This is a genomic window from Rhodococcus sp. NPDC003322, from assembly GCF_053589555.1.
This window is the reverse complement of the sequence record NZ_JBSFSC010000002.1, coordinates 39,678-57,871: the sequence shown is the minus strand read 5'-3', so window position 1 is coordinate 57,871 and position 18,194 is coordinate 39,678. Positions and strand designations below refer to the sequence as shown.

16 protein-coding genes are annotated in these 18,194 nt (G+C 70.7%); 8 read left to right on the top strand and 8 right to left on the bottom strand.

The features are described from left to right. Window positions 1-30 precede the first annotated feature (30 nt). The 5 genes from ACWDUM_RS06670 (at window position 31) to epsC (ending at window position 5,069) form a co-directional block, all read left to right on the top strand. Window positions 31-333: a DUF6802 family protein gene (locus ACWDUM_RS06670; protein WP_450133371.1), complete on the top strand. Its 303-nt coding sequence runs from the start codon at window positions 31-33 to the stop codon at window positions 331-333. A 184-nt stretch (window positions 334-517) separates the two neighbouring features. Beyond that, window positions 518-1,237: a hypothetical protein gene (locus tag ACWDUM_RS06665; RefSeq protein ID WP_450112000.1), complete on the top strand. Its 720-nt coding sequence runs from the start codon at window positions 518-520 to the stop codon at window positions 1,235-1,237. Between the two features lie 317 nt (window positions 1,238-1,554). Beyond that, window positions 1,555-3,381 carry a phosphoenolpyruvate carboxykinase (GTP) gene (locus ACWDUM_RS06660; RefSeq protein WP_450112001.1) on the top strand — a complete coding sequence of 609 codons (1,827 nt, stop codon included), beginning with the start codon at window positions 1,555-1,557 and terminating at the stop codon, window positions 3,379-3,381. Window positions 3,382-3,543: 162 nt separating this feature from the next. Next, on the top strand, window positions 3,544-4,479 hold the full coding sequence (gene cysK, locus ACWDUM_RS06655; protein ID WP_450112002.1) for a cysteine synthase A: 936 nt from the start codon (window positions 3,544-3,546) through the stop codon (window positions 4,477-4,479). A 5-nt stretch (window positions 4,480-4,484) separates the two neighbouring features. Continuing rightward, a complete protein-coding gene (epsC, locus tag ACWDUM_RS06650) occupies window positions 4,485-5,069 on the top strand; it encodes a serine O-acetyltransferase EpsC (RefSeq protein WP_450112003.1) in 585 nt (194 codons plus the stop codon). A gap of 79 nt (window positions 5,070-5,148) precedes the next feature. Here the strand turns inward: epsC and ACWDUM_RS06645 are convergent, their stop codons facing one another. Then, window positions 5,149-6,111: a cation diffusion facilitator family transporter gene (locus ACWDUM_RS06645; protein WP_450133370.1), complete on the bottom strand. Its 963-nt coding sequence runs from the start codon at window positions 6,109-6,111 to the stop codon at window positions 5,149-5,151. Between the two features lie 198 nt (window positions 6,112-6,309). Between ACWDUM_RS06645 and ACWDUM_RS06640 the strand changes: the two genes are divergently transcribed. Then, window positions 6,310-6,882, top strand: a complete 573-nt coding sequence (locus ACWDUM_RS06640) for a hypothetical protein (RefSeq protein WP_450112005.1) — start codon at window positions 6,310-6,312, stop codon at window positions 6,880-6,882. Window positions 6,883-6,946: 64 nt separating this feature from the next. Here the strand turns inward: ACWDUM_RS06640 and ACWDUM_RS06635 are convergent, their stop codons facing one another. The 4 genes from ACWDUM_RS06635 to ACWDUM_RS06620 form a co-directional block, all read right to left on the bottom strand. After that, window positions 6,947-8,395, bottom strand: a complete 1,449-nt coding sequence (locus ACWDUM_RS06635; RefSeq protein WP_450133369.1) for an aldehyde dehydrogenase — start codon at window positions 8,393-8,395, stop codon at window positions 6,947-6,949. 92 nt (window positions 8,396-8,487) lie between these two features. Further along, window positions 8,488-9,660: a phosphotransferase family protein gene (locus ACWDUM_RS06630; RefSeq protein WP_450133368.1), complete on the bottom strand. Its 1,173-nt coding sequence runs from the start codon at window positions 9,658-9,660 to the stop codon at window positions 8,488-8,490. Between the two features lie 150 nt (window positions 9,661-9,810). Then, the gene (locus tag ACWDUM_RS06625; RefSeq protein ID WP_450133367.1) at window positions 9,811-10,698 is read right to left on the bottom strand and encodes an ROK family protein; all 888 of its coding nucleotides are present in this window, start codon (window positions 10,696-10,698) and stop codon (window positions 9,811-9,813) included. A gap of 19 nt (window positions 10,699-10,717) precedes the next feature. Continuing rightward, window positions 10,718-11,473: a class I SAM-dependent methyltransferase gene (locus ACWDUM_RS06620; protein WP_450112060.1), complete on the bottom strand. Its 756-nt coding sequence runs from the start codon at window positions 11,471-11,473 to the stop codon at window positions 10,718-10,720. A 138-nt stretch (window positions 11,474-11,611) separates the two neighbouring features. Between ACWDUM_RS06620 and ACWDUM_RS06615 the strand changes: the two genes are divergently transcribed. Then, a complete protein-coding gene (locus tag ACWDUM_RS06615; RefSeq protein WP_450133366.1) occupies window positions 11,612-12,856 on the top strand; it encodes a glycosyltransferase family 4 protein in 1,245 nt (414 codons plus the stop codon). Here the strand turns inward: ACWDUM_RS06615 and ACWDUM_RS06610 are convergent. Then, the gene (locus tag ACWDUM_RS06610) at window positions 12,785-14,626 is read right to left on the bottom strand and encodes a hypothetical protein (protein ID WP_450133365.1); all 1,842 of its coding nucleotides are present in this window, start codon (window positions 14,624-14,626) and stop codon (window positions 12,785-12,787) included. The two genes, ACWDUM_RS06615 and ACWDUM_RS06610, sit on opposite strands and share 72 nt — an antisense overlap. Before the next feature lie 80 nt (window positions 14,627-14,706). On the opposite strand from ACWDUM_RS06610, the gene ACWDUM_RS06605 reads away from it, so the two are divergent. Beyond that, the gene (locus ACWDUM_RS06605) at window positions 14,707-15,933 is read left to right on the top strand and encodes a polysaccharide biosynthesis protein (protein ID WP_450133364.1); all 1,227 of its coding nucleotides are present in this window, start codon (window positions 14,707-14,709) and stop codon (window positions 15,931-15,933) included. Window positions 15,934-15,965: 32 nt separating this feature from the next. Here the strand turns inward: ACWDUM_RS06605 and ACWDUM_RS06600 are convergent, their stop codons facing one another. Both ACWDUM_RS06600 and ACWDUM_RS06595 read right to left on the bottom strand, forming a co-directional pair. Next, window positions 15,966-16,721 (bottom strand): Mut7-C RNAse domain-containing protein, encoded by a 756-nt coding sequence (locus tag ACWDUM_RS06600; RefSeq protein WP_450133363.1) that lies wholly within the window; start codon window positions 16,719-16,721, stop codon window positions 15,966-15,968. A 151-nt stretch (window positions 16,722-16,872) separates the two neighbouring features. Beyond that, window positions 16,873-18,054, bottom strand: coding sequence for a DUF3068 domain-containing protein (locus ACWDUM_RS06595; RefSeq protein ID WP_450133362.1), 1,182 nt, complete (start codon window positions 18,052-18,054; stop codon window positions 16,873-16,875). Window positions 18,055-18,194: the final 140 nt, after the last annotated feature.

Genomic DNA, 18,194 nt, shown 5'->3' with positions numbered 1-18,194 from the left:
GGGCCGGTGTGACGAGGGAGGGTGGCGGCGATGCAGGACGAGATCCTGATGATGGGGTTGCTCGGAGAACACTCCGTGTCGGTGGAGTCGGGTCCGGCGGACGGGGACATCGTCCTGTTCGATCCGACCGTCGACCTCGACGGCGACGGGATCCTCGACACCCGGGCGTTCGCGGATGCGGACGGGGTGACGGTCGTGTCCGACCTCGACGGCGACGGCCGCGCGGACCACCTGACCAGGGTCGAGGGGGACGGCGGGTACGCGGCCTGGGAGCCACGGCGGGACGCCGACGGCACGGTGCGCTGGGACCGCACCGACCTCGGACAGCTGTGAGCGCGGCCGCGCGGCGTCGTATACGAGCGGATGCGTATCGGAATTTCCGAAAACGCTCAGCAAACTGGACGGATGTCCGTATAAAGGTCGGGTGCGTAACGACGATCACGCACATGTCACACCTTCACCGGGCCGACCGCGGTGGGATGCGCGGGGCCTGTACCTGATCGAAACGGAGATCTACATGTCCCGATCCTCGATGCGCCGGATCACTGCTGTCGCCGCCTCCGGTGCCCTCGTCGCCGCAGGCGCGGTCGTCGGCCTCGGCCTCGGAACCGGTGTCGCCAGCGCCGCCGACTGCAACCAGTCCAGCCACGCCGAGAAGAACAACGCCAGCACCGTGTGGATCACCCACACCTACGACCGCTCGGTCAACGTCACGGAGGCCGCGGGTGGCACCCAGGTCACCTACAAGACGGTGATCGGTACCACCAGCATCGGCAACCCGTACGTCAACACCATCACCGAGTTCCCGCCCACCGGATTCGGTGCGCCCGTCAAGTCGGTCATCACCGCCTTCAACGCAATCGGCGGTCAGCAGCCCGAGGAGGTGACCGCGACCCCGAACGGAGCCGGCTACAAGTTCACCAGCACCGGGTGGTTCGTCAACTCCGGTAACCCGGTCACTCTCGAGACGACCTACGTGGTTCCGAAGGACTCGACCCCCGGCACGGCGATCACCAGCGGTGGCGTCGGCGTCGCTGGCACCGTCGGCGTCAGCAACGAGCTGCCGGACCTGACCGCGTGCTTCAAGGTCCGCCTGCCCAACGCCGGTGAGACCGTGCTCAGCGTCGCGGACGAGACCGGAACCGGTTCGGCCGAGGGACAGCTGTCCTCGACCGGTTCGATCAGCGACGTCCTCGGCGACACCATTCTGAAGGTGATCGAGGGCAGCCTCAGCTGATCCGAGAGCACCACAACCGACTCCGGCGGTGACGACTTCGGTCGTCACCGCCGGAGTCGTGTGACGGCCGTGCCAGATCACTGAATCGGTCCTGTGACCGATCGGACGTGACCCGATTCCCACCACGCGGACCTGCAGCGCTAACCTCTTACCAGGACACCCGGCGCCCGCGTCGTCGTCGACCGTGTGAAACCACTCGCACACGGAGACGGAACAGCGGGTAGTGCCCCGCCGAGAGGGGTCAATCGCGCTACATCGAGCACCGCCGGAGGGCGGGGCGCGGTGAATCGATTCCGGAACACCCCAGGGAGAGTTTGATGACCTCAGCGACCATTCCCGGTCTGAATGGCACCGACCCCGCGCCCACCTCGCACGGCGAACTTCTCGCCTGGGTTCGTGAGGTGGCGGAGCTGACGCAGCCCGACAGCGTCGTCTTCGCCGACGGTTCGGACGAGGAGTGGGACCGGCTGACCACCAAGCTGGTCGAGGCCGGCACCTTCACCCGTCTCAACGACGAGAAGAAGCCGAACTCGTTCCTCGGCAACTCCGACCCGTCCGACGTGGCGCGCGTCGAGTCCCGCACCTACATCTGCTCGCGCGAAGAGATCGACGCCGGCCCCACCAACAACTGGATGGATCCGGCCGAGATGCGCGGCCTGATGACCGATCTGTACCGCGGCAGCATGCGCGGCCGCACCATGTACGTGGTGCCGTTCTGCATGGGCCCGCTCGGCGCCGAGGACCCGAAGCTGGGAGTCGAGATCACCGACTCCGAGTACGTCGTCGTCTCGATGCGCATCATGACCCGCATGGGTCAGGCCGCCCTGGACAAGCTCGGCACCGACAAGCCGTTCGTGAAGGCGCTGCACTCGGTGGGTGCGCCGCTGGCCGAGGGCCAGGCCGACGTGCCGTGGCCGTGCAACGACACCAAGTACATCACCCACTTCCCCGAGGACCGGGAGATCTGGTCCTACGGGTCCGGCTACGGCGGCAACGCCCTGCTCGGCAAGAAGTGCTACTCCCTGCGCATCGCGTCGGCGATGGCCCACGACGAGGGCTGGCTGGCCGAGCACATGCTCATCCTCAAGCTGATCTCGCCGGAGAACAAGAACTACTACATCGCGGCCGCGTTCCCGTCCGCGTGTGGCAAGACGAACCTCGCGATGATCCAGCCGACCATCCCCGGCTGGCGTGCCGAGACCCTCGGCGACGACATCGCGTGGATGCGGTTCGGTGAGGACGGCCGCCTGTACGCGGTGAACCCGGAGTTCGGCTTCTTCGGCGTCGCGCCGGGCACCAACCACGGCTCGAACCCGAACGCGATGAAGACGGTCGAGGCCGGCAACACGCTGTACACCAACGTGGCGCTGACCGACGACGGCGACGTCTGGTGGGAGGGCCTCGAGGGCGACCCGCAGCACCTGATCGACTGGAAGGGCAACGACTGGACCCCCGAGTCCGGCGAGAAGGCCGCCCACCCGAACTCGCGCTACTGCACCCCGATGTCGCAGTGCCCGATCCTGGCCCCCGAGTGGGACGACCCGCAGGGTGTGCCGATCTCGGCGATCCTGTTCGGTGGCCGCCGCAAGACGACGGTCCCGCTGGTCAGCGAGTCCTTCGACTGGCAGCACGGCACCTTCCTCGGCGCGACCCTGTCGTCCGAGCAGACCGCCGCGGCCGAGGGCAAGGTCGGTTCGGTCCGCCGTGACCCGATGGCGATGATCCCGTTCATCGGCTACAACGCCGGTGACTACATCAACCACTGGATCACCCTCGGCAAGAACGCCGACGCCGACAAGCTGCCGAAGATCTTCTACGTGAACTGGTTCCGTCGCGGTGAGGACGGCCGGTTCCTGTGGCCCGGGTTCGGTGAGAACTCCCGCGTCCTCAAGTGGATCGTGGACCGCATCGAGCACAAGGCCGGCGCGCAGACCACCCCGATCGGCTTCGTGCCGACCGCGGCGGATCTCGAGCTGGACGGTCTCGATGTCGTCGCCGCCGACGTCGACGAGGCCCTCGCGGTGAGCGTCGACGAGTGGAAGGCGGAGCTGCCGCTGATCGAGGAGTGGTTCGAGTTCCTCGGTGAGAAGGTGCCGTCCGGTGTCCGCGACGAGTTCGAGGCCCTCAAGCAGCGCCTCGGCTGAGTCACGCCGCTTCACGTTGAAGGGAGTCTTCGATCGGTCCGACCGATCGGGGGCTCCCTTCGGTTGTTTCGGGAGCCGGTGTGGGTCGGTTCGAGTGGCAGTGGTGGAATACATGCAACGAACAGCGACGCCCGGCGTATACGCACGGGGAGAGGATCAGCGATGAGCCAGATCTACAACAACGTCACCGAGCTGGTCGGGCGCACGCCGCTCGTCCGCCTGAACCGACTGACGGACGGCACGCAGGCGCAGGTCGTCGCGAAGCTGGAGTTCTACAACCCGGCCAACAGCGTCAAGGACCGGATCGGTGTCGCGATCATCGACGCCGCCGAGAAGTCGGGCGAGCTCAAGCCCGGCGGCACCATCGTCGAGGGCACCTCCGGCAACACCGGTATCGCGCTGGCGATGGTCGCGGCGGCCCGCGGCTACAAGGTGATCCTGACGATGCCGGAGACCATGTCCACCGAGCGTCGCGTGATGCTGCGCGCGTACGGCGCCGAGATCGTGCTCACCCCGGGCGCCGAGGGCATGGCCGGCGCCGTGAAGAAGGCCGAGGAGATCGTCGGGCAGACCGACAACGCGATCCTCGCCCGCCAGTTCGCGAACCCGGCCAACCCGGCCATCCACCGGGCCACCACCGCCGAGGAGGTCTGGGCCGACACCGACGGTGCGGTCGACATCTTCGTCGCGGGCATCGGTACCGGCGGCACCCTCACCGGTGTCGGCCAGGTGCTGCGCGAGCGCAAGCCCGGAGTGCAGATCGTCGGTGTCGAGCCTGCCGACTCGCCGATCCTGACCGGCGGCCAGCCCGGCCCGCACAAGATCCAGGGTCTGGGCCCGAACTTCGTGCCCGACATCCTCGACCGCGAGGTCTACGACGAGATCATCGACGTCAAGTTCGACGACGCCATCACCACGGCCCGCAGCCTCGGCACGGACGAGGGCATCCTCGGCGGCATCTCCGCAGGCGCCAACGTCTGGGGTGCGCTGGAGCTGGCCAAGCGTCCGGAGAACGCAGGCAAGCTGATCGTCGTGGTCATCCCGGACTTCGGTGAGCGCTACATCTCGACGCCGCTCTTCGAGCACATCCGGGACTGAGCGGTATGGGAGTGCTGCGCACGGTTCGGGAGGACCTGAACGCCGCGCGCGGACAGGACCCGGCCGCGCGCAGCAACGCCGAGAACGCGCTCGTCTACTCGGGGCTGCACGCCATCTGGTCGCACCGGGTCGCGCACCGCATGTGGGCCGTGCCCGCGCTTCGCGGTCCGTCGCGGGTGCTGGCGCAGTTCACCCGGTTCCTGACCGGCATCGAGATCCATCCCGGTGCGACGATCGGCCGGCGGTTCTTCATCGACCACGGCATGGGTGTGGTGATCGGGGAGACCACCGAGATCGGTGACGACGTGATGCTCTACCACGGCGTCACCCTGGGCGGTCGTTCGCTGGCGAAGACCAAGCGGCATCCGACGATCGGCAACCGGGTCACGATCGGCGCGGGCGCGAAGGTGCTCGGCCCGGTGGTGATCGGGGACGACAGCGCGATCGGGGCGAATGCCGTTGTCACCCGCGATGTCCCGGCCGACTCGATCGCGACGGGGATTCCCGCGACGGTCCGGCACCGCAGCGGACGCCAGCACGAGCAGCTGGTCGACCCGAACATGTACATCGATCCCGCGATGTACATCTGATCCCCGTCCCGGCGACTTCCTGAATGGCCCACCCGTTCGGTCCGACCGAACGGGTGGGCCATTTCGGGATCGGGGGCTCTCAGGCGTTGTCGGGCGTGAGTGCCGGCTCGTCGGGGGTGGACAGCGACAGCACCGCCTTGCGGATGTGCTGATGCCGCTCGAGTGCCTTCTCGCAGCGATCGAGAAGTTCCGCGACGGTGTGCTCGACGTCGTCGCCGACCAGGTCGACGGCCGCCACGAGATACACCTGCCGCGGTCCGAGGTACTCCATTCGCAGCATCGTCACCCGGTCCACCTCGGGCAGGTCGAGCAGTGCCCGCAGGCCGGCCTCACGGAGTTGCGGGGACGCCTCCTCGCCGACCAGGAAGCGCCGGTTGCGGTCGATCAGGATCACCGCGATCACGCCGAGGAGAATCCCGACGAGAATCGAACCGATGGCGTCGGGCACCGGGGAGCCGGTCAGCTGGTGCAACAGCACGCCGCCGAACGCGATCACCAGTCCGATCAGCGCGGCCGCGTCCTCCGCGAACACCGCGCGCACCGTGGGATCGGACGTCTTGAGGGCGTGCTCGAACAGGTCTCGGTCCGCGGTCGCCGCCTCGGCACGCACCTGCCGGAACGCCTGCCGGAACGAGATCGCCTCCAGCACGAACGAGATGCCCAGCACCGCGTAGGCGATGTCGAAGTCGGTGGCCGGCTCCGCGTGGAACAGTTCCTGGACGCCGTGCGTGATCGAGACGCCCGAGCCGAGCGCGAAGAGACCGAGCGCGGCGAACATCGACCAGATGTACGCCTCGCGACCGTAGCCGAGCGGGTGCGCCCGGTCGGCGGCATGCCGGGACCGCCGGTTCGCGATCAGCAGCAGCACCTCGTTGCCGGTGTCGGCCCAGGAGTGGGTGGCCTCGGCGACCATCGACGCCGATCCGGTCACCGCGGCGGCGACCGACTTCGCCACGGCGATGGCCAGATTCGCCCCGAAGGCGAGCAGTACGGTCAGGGTGCTCTCCTGGTCCGCGTCCGCCGCGGTGTCGCGTTCGGTCATGGAACGAACGATACGACCGGATGCACTCGGCGGGTCCGACCGACACCGCGCAACGAGTTTGATCTTGAATTGCTAACGATCAACCGCGTATTCCGCCTATTTCCGGCACGGGATGCATACCCTGCTGACGTTCTACCGCTGCCGCGGCCACACGGTGTGGCCGCGGCTTTCCGTGTGTACCACCGAGAAGGGGCCATGATGCCGAGTACCACCATGAAGAGGATCGCCGGCGGCGCCGCGATCACCGCCGCCACCGCCGCGCTTGCCCTGGCGATGCCTGCGACGGCGTCGGCCGCGACCGCGACCGCGCCCGAGCTCAGTGCGTCGGTCAGCGGCGGGGACGTCACCTTCACTCTCACCGACCCCAACACCGGCGTGCTCGACGGGTGCGCGGCCGGCCTGGTCGACGCGGGCCGGGCGATCGAGATCTCAGCCATGCTGGCGGACATCACCAACCCGGCCAACTTCCTCGGGATCCTCAACTCGGGGGTCATCAAGGGCTCGCCGGCGGTCACCACGATCCTGGATCGGTCCGTGACGGTGACGGTCTCGAACCTGCCCGACGGCGTGTACGCCGTGGTCGGCGCGTGCGCCGGGATCACCAAGGACGCCGCGACGGCGATGAAGCCGGTGATCGTCCCGTCCGGCATCGGCAGTGTCAGTGGTGTTCTCGACTTCGGCAGCACGGTGCTCGAGAACCCGGAGGCGATCCCGGTCCTGCTCACCCTGGCCGGCGTGTCGCAGGGCAGCAGCGGCAGCAGCGGCAGCTGATCCAGAGACACGAACGCGCGCCGTACCTTTCGGTGCGGCGCGCGTTCGCGTGTGGAGGTCGTGACTACATGCTGTAGCCGGCGGGCATCAGGACGGACTTGAGCTCGCAGTAGGCGTCGAGGCCCTCGGGGCCGTTCTCGCGGCCGATGCCGGAGTTCTTGTAGCCGCCGAACGGGGCGCCGGGATCGAAGGCGTACCAGTTGATTCCGTAGGTGCCGGTGCGGATCTGCTTGGCGACCTCCAGGCCCTTCTCGACATCGGTGGTGTACACCGAGCCGGCGAGGCCGTAGTCGGAGTCGTTGGCGATCTTGATGGCCTCGTCGAGGCTGTCGTAGGGGATCACCGACAGGACGGGGCCGAAGATCTCCTCGCGCGCGATGGTCATCGAGTTGTCGACGTCGGCGAAGATGGTCGGCTCGACGAAGTAGCCCTTCTCCAGACCGGCCGGGACACCGCCGCCGAGAACGAGGCGCGCACCCTCGGCCTTGCCCTTCTCGATGTAGCCGAGGATCTTGTCGCGCTGCTTGGCGGTGATGATCGGGCCGAGCTGGGCGGCCGGGTCGTCCGGCATGCCCATCGGCAGGAACGGGGCGAAGTTCACCATCGCGTCGACGATCTCGTCGTAGCGCGAGCGCGGCGCCAGGATGCGGGTCTGGCCGACGCACGCCTGGCCGGAGTTCATCAGGCCCGACAGCACGAGCATCGGAATGGTCGCGGGGACGTCCATGTCCTCCAGCAGGATCGCGGCGGACTTGCCGCCGAGCTCCAGCGAACAGCGCTTGAGGTTCTGCGCGGCGATCGCGCCGATCTTGCGGCCGACGGCGGTGCTGCCGGTGAAGGTGACCTTGTCGACGTCGGGGTGCGAGATCAGGTATTCGCCCGTTTCCGCGCCGCCGGGAACGATGGACAGCACGCCCTCGGGCAGGCCGGCCTCCGCGAAGATCTCCGCGACGAGGTTCGCGCTCATCGGGGTCTCGGGTGCGGGCTTGAGCACCATGGTGCAGCCGGCGAGGACGGCCGGAGCGAGCTTGTTGATCAGCAGGAACAGCGGCACGTTCCACGCGATGACCGCGGCGACGACGCCGACCGGCTCACGGAAGACCTTGGTGGTGCCGAAGACGCCGGTGCGCTCCTCCTCCCACGGGAACGACTCCGCGAATCCCGCGTACGCGTTCAGGGCGGCCAGCGACGGGGTCTTCTGCATCAGTTCGACCCCGGCCCGCGGCGCACCCATCTCGGCCGAGATCAGCGAGCACAGCTCGTCGGAGCGCTCCTCGATGAGTTTGGCTGCCTTGGTGAGGATCTCGGCACGCTGCGCGGGCGACGTCTGCGGCCAGGCACCGGACTCCAGGGTGGTGCGCGCGGCGGCGATCGCGGCGTCGATGTCGGCCGGGGCGGCGACCGGCACGCTGCCGACCCGCTCCTCGGTGGCGGGGGAGAACACCTCGAGGCGTTCGTCGGTGGACGGCGCCACCCACTGGCCGCCGATGTAGAGCTTGTCGTAGTCGGTCATGAGTTCTTCCTTGCTGGTGCGGATTTCGTGGAACGCTGGTCGGTGGTGCGGCGTCTAGGGAGCGGTGCGGGCCTCCTCGCCGGCGGCGGGTGTCACGACGCCCTGGCCCAGTAGGTGCCGTCGAGCATGTCTTCGAGCGTCTTGCGGTGCAGGATCATGTCGTCCGGGTCGTCGGGGCGGGCGGACTGGCCGAACGCGATCGCCCGGCTCTGCACGCGGAACATGATCGTCGCGTGCCGCAGCGCCGCGTAGACGCTGTAGTAGTCGAGGTTCTCGGGAGTGTGTCCGGTTAGGGTCGCGTACCGGGCGGTGACGTCCTCGCGGCGCATGAAGTCCGGCAGGCCCGGCAGCCCGGCCAGGGTGGCGAGATCCTCGAAGAACCTGTGCAGGAACACCATCCACGCGACGTCCATTTCGCGGGGGCCGAGCGCGGCCATCTCCCAGTCGAGGACCGCGACCGGCGCGAAGTCGCGATACATGATGTTGCCGATCCGCGAGTCGCCCCAGCACAGGACGGCGGGCGACGGGTCGGCGGGAACGTTCGCCTCGAGCCAGCCCAGGGCCCGTTCGATCAGCGGCGACCGGGGTCCGTCCGCGGTCGCCCACTCGTAGTAGCCGCGCTGGCGGGCCAGGTGCGCCCGGAACGACTCCTCCGCACTCGATCCCGCGTCGTGCAGGCGCAGGAACCCGAAGTGCCGAACCGGGTCGGGAATCGCGTGCAGTTGCGCGAGCACCTCGACGGACGCGTCCTGCAGCACCCGTCGCTGCTCGGGGGTGGCCTCGGACAGCCACGACCCGAAGTTGTAGGGCATCACGTCCGGCGGCACCTCGCCCTCGATGCGCTGCATCACGAAGAACGGCGCACCGAGCGCGGCGGGGTCGGGTTCGGACCAGTAGGTGGCCGGCACGGGGACCGCGGACAGTTCACCGACCGCCTTCATCACGTCGAACTGGGTGCCCATGTCGTAGCTCGGGAACACCGGCATCGAGGTGGCGCCCGGCTCGATGCGGGCGACCAGATCGTGGGTGCGGCGCGTGCCGTCCTCGGTCCACTCGGCGTCGAACAGGATGGTCTCGCTCGACATGCCGTTGGCGTCGGGGAGGTGCACCTCGCACACGCGCGGATCGGCGCCCTCGGGTAGGCGGCCGGTCAGCCAGGACTGGAGTGCGGTGCGAAGTTGCTCGGGATCGCGTCTCGAATCGCTCGGACGCGCGACCTCCGAGAAGTTCTCACCTTCGCCAAACGCGGTTTCTGCTGCGCTCACGGTGCCCTCGTTCCGTCGTCCCCGCGGGCAGGGCGGTGCGCCCGGCCGTCGAGGCAGAGTGTGGTGAGAAGCACACTAGAACACGTTACAGAGTTCCGGACGTGAATTCAGCCCCCATTTCGGTTGGACCTGTAACGAAATTGCGAAAGGTCAGTCGACCAGCGTCAACGCACCCGCCCCGATCAGCGTCGCGCGTCCGCCGAGCGCCGCCGGGACGATCCGCAGCCCGCGGCTGAACGACAACCGCGCATGTCGCCGCGCGGCCGCCCGCATCGGCTCCCACAGCGGGGCGCCGGCCTGACCGAACCCGCCGCCGACCACCGCGAGGTCCAGGTCCAGCAGGGCCGCCGCCGATGCGATCGCCGTCCCGACCGCGGTTCCCGCCCGGTGCAGTGCCGCGAGCGCCACCCCGTCACCCGCGTCCGCCGCCCGCGACAGCTCCAGCCCCGTCGACCCCGACCAGCCGCGGGCGTTCGCCCAGCGCACCGCCGACGGTCCCGAGGCGACCGCCTCGAGGCAGCCGAATCCGCCGCAGGCACACGCGACGTCCTCGGCGCCCGGCACCACGGCGTGCCCGATGTGGCCGGCGTTGCCGGTCCGCCCGCCCGCGATCCGGCCGCCGATCAGGACCCCGCCGCCGACCCCGGTCGAGACGATCATCCCGATCTGGTTCCCGGTCCCGCGCCCCGCGCCGAACCGGTACTCCGCGAGGGTGCAGCAGGCGCCGTCGATGGCGAGGGTGACCTCCGCTTCGGGGAACAGTCCGCGGACGGCGTCGACGAGTGCGAAGCCGCCGCGCCACTCGGGGATGTTCAGCGGCCCGACCGTGCCGGCCGCGACGTCGACCGGGCCGGCCGAGCCGATCCCGATCCGTCGCACGCGGTGCCCGCCCGCGACCTCGGTCAGCAGCTTCTCGGCGACCGCCCACACGTAGGACCCCGGTGTCGCGACGCGGCGCTCGGCGACCAGCGTTCCGTCCGGCTGCACCCGCGCAGCCGCGAACTTGGTGCCACCGATGTCCAGGGCGAGCGCGGTCATCCTGCGACCATAGAGTGCGTCAGCGCCTGCGCAGGACGACGACGAGGTTCGACACCAGGATCTCGCGCACCCACGGCACCTTGACCAGCCACCACGCCCAGCGGGGGTGGTAGCGGGGGAACGCGGCGAGCAGTTCGCCGTCCGGAGTCGAACGCGCCCAGCGCAACCCGTCGGCCGCCCCGACGTCGAACAGCGACACCCCGAACCGGTTCTTCGGCTCCCTGCCGTGCTTGCGGGCGTAACGGCGGGCCGCGTACTCGCCGCCGAACGCGTGCCACGGCCCGGTCTCGTGCCCACCGAACGGGCCCCACCACAGCGTGTACGACAGCACCATCAGCCCACCGGGTCGGGTGACCCGCAGCATCTCGTCCGCCATCGTCCACGGTTCCGGCACGTGCTCGGCGACGTTCGACGAGAAGCAGATGTCGACGGACGCGTCCCGGACCGGCAGCGCCATCCCCGACCCGCGGATGCCGCCGTGCGCGGGCAGCCCGGCCGCGTGCATCTCCGTCGGATCCGGCTCCACCGGAACGTAGGTCGCGCCCGCGCCGCGGAATGCGTCGGCGAAGTAGCCGGGACCGCCACCGACGTCGAGGACCGTCAACCCGTCCAGCGTCCGGCCGGTCGCGCCCGCGTGGAGGTCGGCGATCAGTTCCAGCGAATCGGTGGCCAGGGCGCCGTAGAAGACGTCGGGGTCGGTCTGCTCGTACTTGAAGGTCGACAGCAGGTGCACCGACCGGCGGAGGGTGGCCCGACGGGCGAAGATGCGGGTCACGGGGAGCGCGGTCACGAGGCGCCAGCCTATCGGTCCGGAAACGGTCCGGTCGGACCGCACCATCAGGCCGGGCTGAGCCGATAAGGTGTGCACCGGCCGCCGCCGCGGTCGACACGCCCGAGGTCCAGGAGTAGTGCCGTGCGCGAGGTTCTGTTGTTGTGCTGGCGCGACACCGGGCATCCCCAGGGCGGCGGCAGCGAACGCTATCTCGAGCAGGTCGGCGCCGGTCTGGCCGCGCGCGGCATTTCGGTGACACTCCGCACGGCCTCCTATCCGGGCGCCCCGCGCGAGGAAGTCGTCGACGGTATCCGGATCAGCCGGGGTGGTGGCCGGTTCACCGTCTATCCGCGGGCCCTCGCCGCGATCGCCGCCGGCCGGTTCGGTTTCGGACCGCTCAGGGGCCTCGCGCCGGACGCCGTCATCGACACCCAGAACGGCATCCCCTTCTTCGCTCGGCTGGTGGCCGGCGCCCCGAGCACCGTGCTCGTGCACCACTGCCACCGCGAGCAGTGGCCCGTGGCCGGCCGGCTGGTCGGACGGATCGGCTGGTGGGTCGAGTCCCGGCTCTCGCCGCGGCTGCACCGCGGCAACCAGTACCTGACGGTGTCGCTGCCGTCCGCGGAGGAGCTCGACGCGCTCGGCGTCGATCGCGGCCGCGTCGCCGTGGTCCGCAACGGCGTCGACCCGGTGCCCGCGACCGCGCCGGTCGGGGACGCGGGCACCCGCACGGCGCACCCGAGCATCTGCGTGTTGTCACGGCTGGTGCCGCACAAGCAGATCGAGGACGCGCTCACCGCGGTCGCGACGTTGCGGGACCGCATCCCCGCGCTGCACCTGGACGTCATCGGCGGCGGCTGGTGGGAGGAGAACCTGCGGGCCTGCGCGGCCGACCTCGGCATCGCGGACGCGGTGACCTTCCACGGTCACGTGTCCGAGCACCGCAAGCACGAACTGCTCTCCCGGGCCTGGGTGCACGTGATGCCGTCCCGCAAGGAGGGCTGGGGCCTGGCGGTGATCGAGGCGGCGCAGCACGGTGTACCGACCGTCGGCTACCGAAGCTCCCGCGGCCTGACCGATTCCATCGTGGACGGGGTCACCGGCCTGGTGGTCGGGGCCGACGTCGCCGATCCGGCCGACAACGCCGAGGACGTGACCGCGCTGACGGACGCCGTCGAGGAACTGCTGCTGGACGCGGAGCACCGCACCGAGCTGGGCGAGAAGGCGCGGTCGCGGGCGCGGGAGTTCTCGTGGTCGCAGACCGCGGCCGGCGTGCACCGGGTGCTTGCCGAATCCGCCGCCGGCCGCCACGTGTCAGGGCTGATCGGTGCGGACCCGGCGGCGATGCCGGACGCCGAGTACGCAACCGAGTCCGCCGCCCGCTAGCAGCGCCGCCCACACCAGGTGGGCGGCGGCCAACGCGATCCGCGTCGCACCGCGCTCCGATTGCGGCGCCGGGTCGCCGGGCACCCGATAGAGGGTCAGGTGCTCGTCGCCGAAGACGTGATCCAGCCCGGCGAGCAACTCCTGGTCGCCGGGCAGGCCCGGGGTGCCCTTCTCGACGAGCACCCAGCCGACACCGAGCGCGGACAGGTCCGCCGCGGTGCCCCCGCCGAGCAGCACGAGCTCGACCTCCGCGGCCCGGCCACCCTCCCCGGTGATCTCGGTGAACCCGGCGCCGGTGAACGTCGGCTCCGAAGGGAGGACGAGGAGGCGCCCGGTCTGCGGCACGTCGAGTGGCAGCATCCGCGGCGCGGGATCCAGGACCGGCGCAGGCCCGGAGTACGGGAAGCGGCGGAACGTGCCCACCGGAAGCACCGCGACGTCGCCGTCCTCGCCGTCGAGCAGTGCCGCGACCTGCTGCCACGACGTCGGATAGTGCACCGGACGCAGCGCACCCCCCACACCCCACGCCAGGTCCGGCAGCGACAGCAGCACCGCGACGATCACGACCCCGGCGGCGACCCCGGTCCGCTCCCGGCCGCCCGTCCGCTCCGGCGCGAACACCCGACGTGCCAGACGCGCGCCCGCCGCGACACCCGCGGCCGCGGCCAGCGCGTAGAACGGCACCGCGAGGGCCACCCACTTCTGGGCGTCGCGCAGCAACCCGTACCCGGGCACGTGCACCATTGCCCACTCGCCGGCCACCAGGCCGGGGCCGGTCGCCGCGAGCGCGGGCAGCGCCACCGCGAGCCCCGCGAGTACGGCCAGCGCGACCAGCACCGGGTTGCCGCGCCTGCGCCACAGCGCGGGCAGCCCGCAGCCGACCACCGCGAGCAGCGCGACCGTGCCGACCAGTGCCCACGGTGTCGTCCGGCTGCCCGGCACCGCGTCGGCGTTCCAGATGCCGCCGAGGCCGGCGAGGCTGCCGAGCGTGGCCAGTCCCGGCTCCGCGCGCGCCGCGAACGCCGCCGCCCCGGCCGCATCCGACCCCTGCGCGCCCGCACCCGACAGTGCCGTCGCGACCAGCCACGGCGCCGACGCCGCGACCGCGAGCGCCGCCCCGACGCCGACACGAGGCAGGCGCGGGGCCCGGCCGCCCGGTGCCGCGAGCAGCACCAGCGTCAGCAGCGATGCCAGCACCGCGCCGGTCGGGGTCAGCCCGGCCGCGGCCAGGGGCAGGGCGAGTGGGGCCCACAGCAGTGGGGAGCGGAGCGTGCGCGCGCGGCGAATCCTCTGCGCCGCCACCACGATCCACGGCAGCGCCGCGTACCCGGCCAGCAGACTCCAGTGCCCCTGCAGCAGGCGCTCGGCGACATACGGGTTCCACAGCGTCACCGTCGACGCCACCAGCCGGGCGGCGGTTCCGGCGGAGGGCAGGAGGGCCGCCACCATGCGCGCCGCGCCCCACCCGGCCGCCCACAATGCGAGCAGCAGGATCGCCTTGACCACGATGCCGCCGTCCACGACCGTCGACGCCGCCGCGACCACCGCGTCCTGCGGCACCGCCCGGGCCGCCGCGTCCGACATCCCCAACGCCGAATCCGTCAGGTACGACCGCGGAGTGCTCACCGCGTCCCGCAGCAGCAGATACCCGGGCCCGAGCAGCGGACCCAGAATCAGCAACGTCAACGCCAGGCTGTACCCGGGCACCAGGAACAGGGCCGGCCGTGCGGGCCCGGGGGCCCGGGTGAGCCCCACGGGCCGCTCGATCATGGACCACACGTTATAGGGGACGTGCGGGCGTATTCGGGCGGCGGTGGGGGACACGCGTGGCCGGGTGCCATCATGGGCGGATGACACCTCGCCCCGCCGCCGGCTCCGCCGTGGCCGGGATGACGATGGTGACCGCCGGGTCGATGACCGCGAACGCCCTGTCCTACCTGCTGGCGCTGCTCGCCGCCCGGTGGCTCGGCCCGGCCGGGTACGGAGAGTTCGCCGCGCTCACCGCCGCGCAGCTGGTCCTCGCGGTGCCCGCCCTCGCCCTGCAGACCGTCATCGCGCGGGAGGTGGTGCTCGGCGGCGACGACGCCGCGCTGCGCCGCCTGGCCGCCCGCGCCACGGCCATCGTCGCGGTGCTCGCGGCGCTGCTGGTCGTCCCCATCGCCACGATCCTGGACACCGGGGTCGCCGCCACCGCGGCCGCGCTGCTCACCGCGCCGATGCTGGTGCTCCTGGCCGGTGAGCAGGGCCTGCTGCAGGGCGCCGGGAGGTTCGCGGCGCTGGCGGTGGTGCTCGCCGCGGCAGGCATCGGGAAGGTGGCACCCGCGGTCGCCGTGCTGGTGCTCGGTGGCGGTCCCGGGGCCGCCCTCACCGCGTCCGCGGTCGGGACCGGCGCGGTCGCGGTCGCTGCGCGGCTGCTCACCGGAGACGGGCCGCCGCGCGCGACCCCACGGACCGCGGTCGCCCTCGCCGCCGTGCTGCGGGCCTCACAGGTGCAGCTCGCGTTGATCGTGCTCTCGTCGGTGGACGTGCTGCTCGCGCGGATCGTGCTCGACGAGCACCAGGCCGGGCAGTACGCACTCGGCGCGGTCGCCACCAAGGTCGCGTTCTGGCTGCCCGCCGCGGTCGGGGTGGTGCTGTACCCGCGGATGGCCAACCCGGAGCACTCGGCGCAGGCGGTGCGCTCGGCGCTCGGCGTGCTGGTCGCGGTCGGCGCCGTCACGGTCGTCGCGGCCGCGGTCGTCGCGCCGCTCGTCCCCGCGTTGCTCGGGGAGTCGTACGCTCCGGTGCGGGGACTGCTGTGGGCGTTCGCGCTCTCCGGTGCCTGCCTGGCGGTCCTGCAGGGTGCGCTGCTGTCGGCGATCGCGCGGGAACGCACGTGGCTGGCGGGCGTCGCCTGGTTGGGTCTGGCGGTCGAGGTGGCGGTGGTCCTCACGGCGGTGACGAGCATGTCGCAGCTGATTGCCGTCGCGGCCACCGTCGCCGCCGTCACCGCGGCCGCCGCGAGCCTGCTGGTACTGCGCGGCGCCGAACCGCCCTCCCCTGGGTTCCCGAATGTCCCATCGGATCGCTCCGACTGAACGAACGGGCCATCGGGGAAGTCCCGACGGGCTCACAGCCGCACCCCGACCTCCGCGAGCCGTCGCCGCAGCCGGGTGACGTGCCCGCCGGGCCAGTACACCCGACCGCAGTCGCGGCACCGGCTGAACCGGGTCTGTTCGCGGGCGACGCTGCCGGGCACCCGGTCCCGCACCCGACCCCGCGCGACCGGGTCGAGCACACCGTTGCAGCGCGCGCACCTCGTCAACGCCCGGATCCGCCCGTGCAGGTCGAACCGGTCGAGCACCTCCCGCAGCTGGTGGCGCGGCTCGGTGGCGTGCACGAACGCGCCCCGCGTCACCGCGGACCGGCGCAGCAGCCCGACGTCGCGGGTCAGCAGCGTGCGTGACTCGGAGACGGACACCGCGACCAGGTCGGCGTCGTCGGCGTCGTTGCGGTACCGGCAGTCGAAGCCGAGCAGGCGCAGGTACGACGCCAGCCGGCCCAGGTGCACGTCGGCAACGAACCGGGGTTGCCGCAGTGGTCGCGGCCGCAGCCGGGTCGTTCCCGACAGGTCGAAGCGTTCGAACACCGGGTACACCGCGACCCGTTCGCCGCCGCGCAGCAGCCGGTCGAATCCGACGGGTGCACCGTCGACGAGGATCAGGTCCACCTCGGTGTGCGGCACCCCGAACGCCTCGATGCGGTCCTTCACCGAGGGGGTGCCGGTGAAGTCGTGCCGGAAGGTTCGCCTGCGCAGACTCGGCGCGAGGAAGTCGTTCAGCTCCTCGTAGAAGCGGAACTCGCAGTGCCGGTCGGTGGCAGCCATACAGCCCTCGGCCTCAACCTACGCCCGCCGGGACCGACCGAATGGGTCACCTGGACGGTCTGAGTGACCGAATGGCCCATTCGGTCACCCCGGGGGTGGTGCAACGCGAAGGGCCCGCACTCGGTGAGTGCGGGCCCTTCGCTGCATCTGTCTACAGACGGGTGGTCGGCGGATCCTGGTCGGGCTTGACCTGCGGGATCTCGACGGTCTCGTCGGAGGTGTAGTCGTGGCGCGGGATCAGCTCGGTGTCGGGCTCGTTGTAGTTGCCCGAGTAGGTGTCCGGCGCGGTGCCACCCTCCGGGGCGACCGGGGCGCCACCGGCGACGGCCGGCTTCGCGCCGCCGCGGCCACCGCGGGTGCCGAGGAAGATGCCGGCGATCAGCGAGATCAGGCCGAGGATGCCGGCGATGATCGGCACGGTGCGACCGAAGACCGCCAGCTTGTCCTGGCCGTCCTTCGCCTGCCCGATCTGGTACTCGATGGTGTCCTCGTTGAACGGCAGCGTCGCCTTGAGCACGGTCACCTCGGGCTTGTCCGCGGTGCGCGCATAGTACTGGTACAGCTGCTCCTGGCCCTTGACGACGACGCCGGTGACCGGGTCGACCCACACGTCGCGCTCGTTCTCGTAGAAGCGGGTCATCGTGACGGGGGCGTCGCCGCCCTCCACGCCCCAGGTGGCCGCGGGCAGCGAGAGCTTGTTGGTCGGCGAGGCGACGACCTTCGACAGGTCGACCGGGCCGACCTTCTGGTTGTAGTGGTACACCTTCATCCCGTTGATCTCCGTCTCCTCGACGAAGTCGATGTCCTTGGACTCGCGGGCGTTGATGTCGAAGTACGGGTACGCCTTCTGCTCGGCGTCGAACGGCCACTTGTACTGCAGGCCGGTGTGCTCGACCTCCTCGGCCGGCTTGTTGGCGTCGGTCTGGATGGTGCCGATCGGGTCCTGGATCGGCATCGAGCTCACGCGGTCCAGGGTGACGCGGTCGATGGTCGCGGTCAGCAGGCCGGTGTCGCCCTGCTTGTCGGTGCGGCGCAGCGTCTGACCGGCCTGGACGGTGATGCGGTCGGCGTCGGACGGGTCGACGACGGTGACGTAGCGCTGCGCGACGAGCGGCACGTCGGTGTTGACGACGGCCTTGCCCGCGGTCAGCGACTTGGAGTCGAGGACCTCACCCTTGCCCTCGGCGATCGTCGTGACCTCGAGGTCGAGCGGGGTCTTCTTGAGCTTGCCGACGGTGTACGTCGGGATCAGCAGAGCGGCTGCCAGTAGGAATGCGCCGAGCCCCACCAGAATGCAGGCGAGTGTTCTGCTCGGCCCTGAGCGTTCCGCCATCCGTGAATCTCCTTCGTCTCCTGATGAGCCCGTCTTCCGATGAGCCGCCCCTGTGATGCGGTGACTGGCGCCGCATCGATCGCAGAGTGTCGCAAAACGACACCCAGTGAGCCCAGACAGTAACAGTGTCGAGCGCTCGA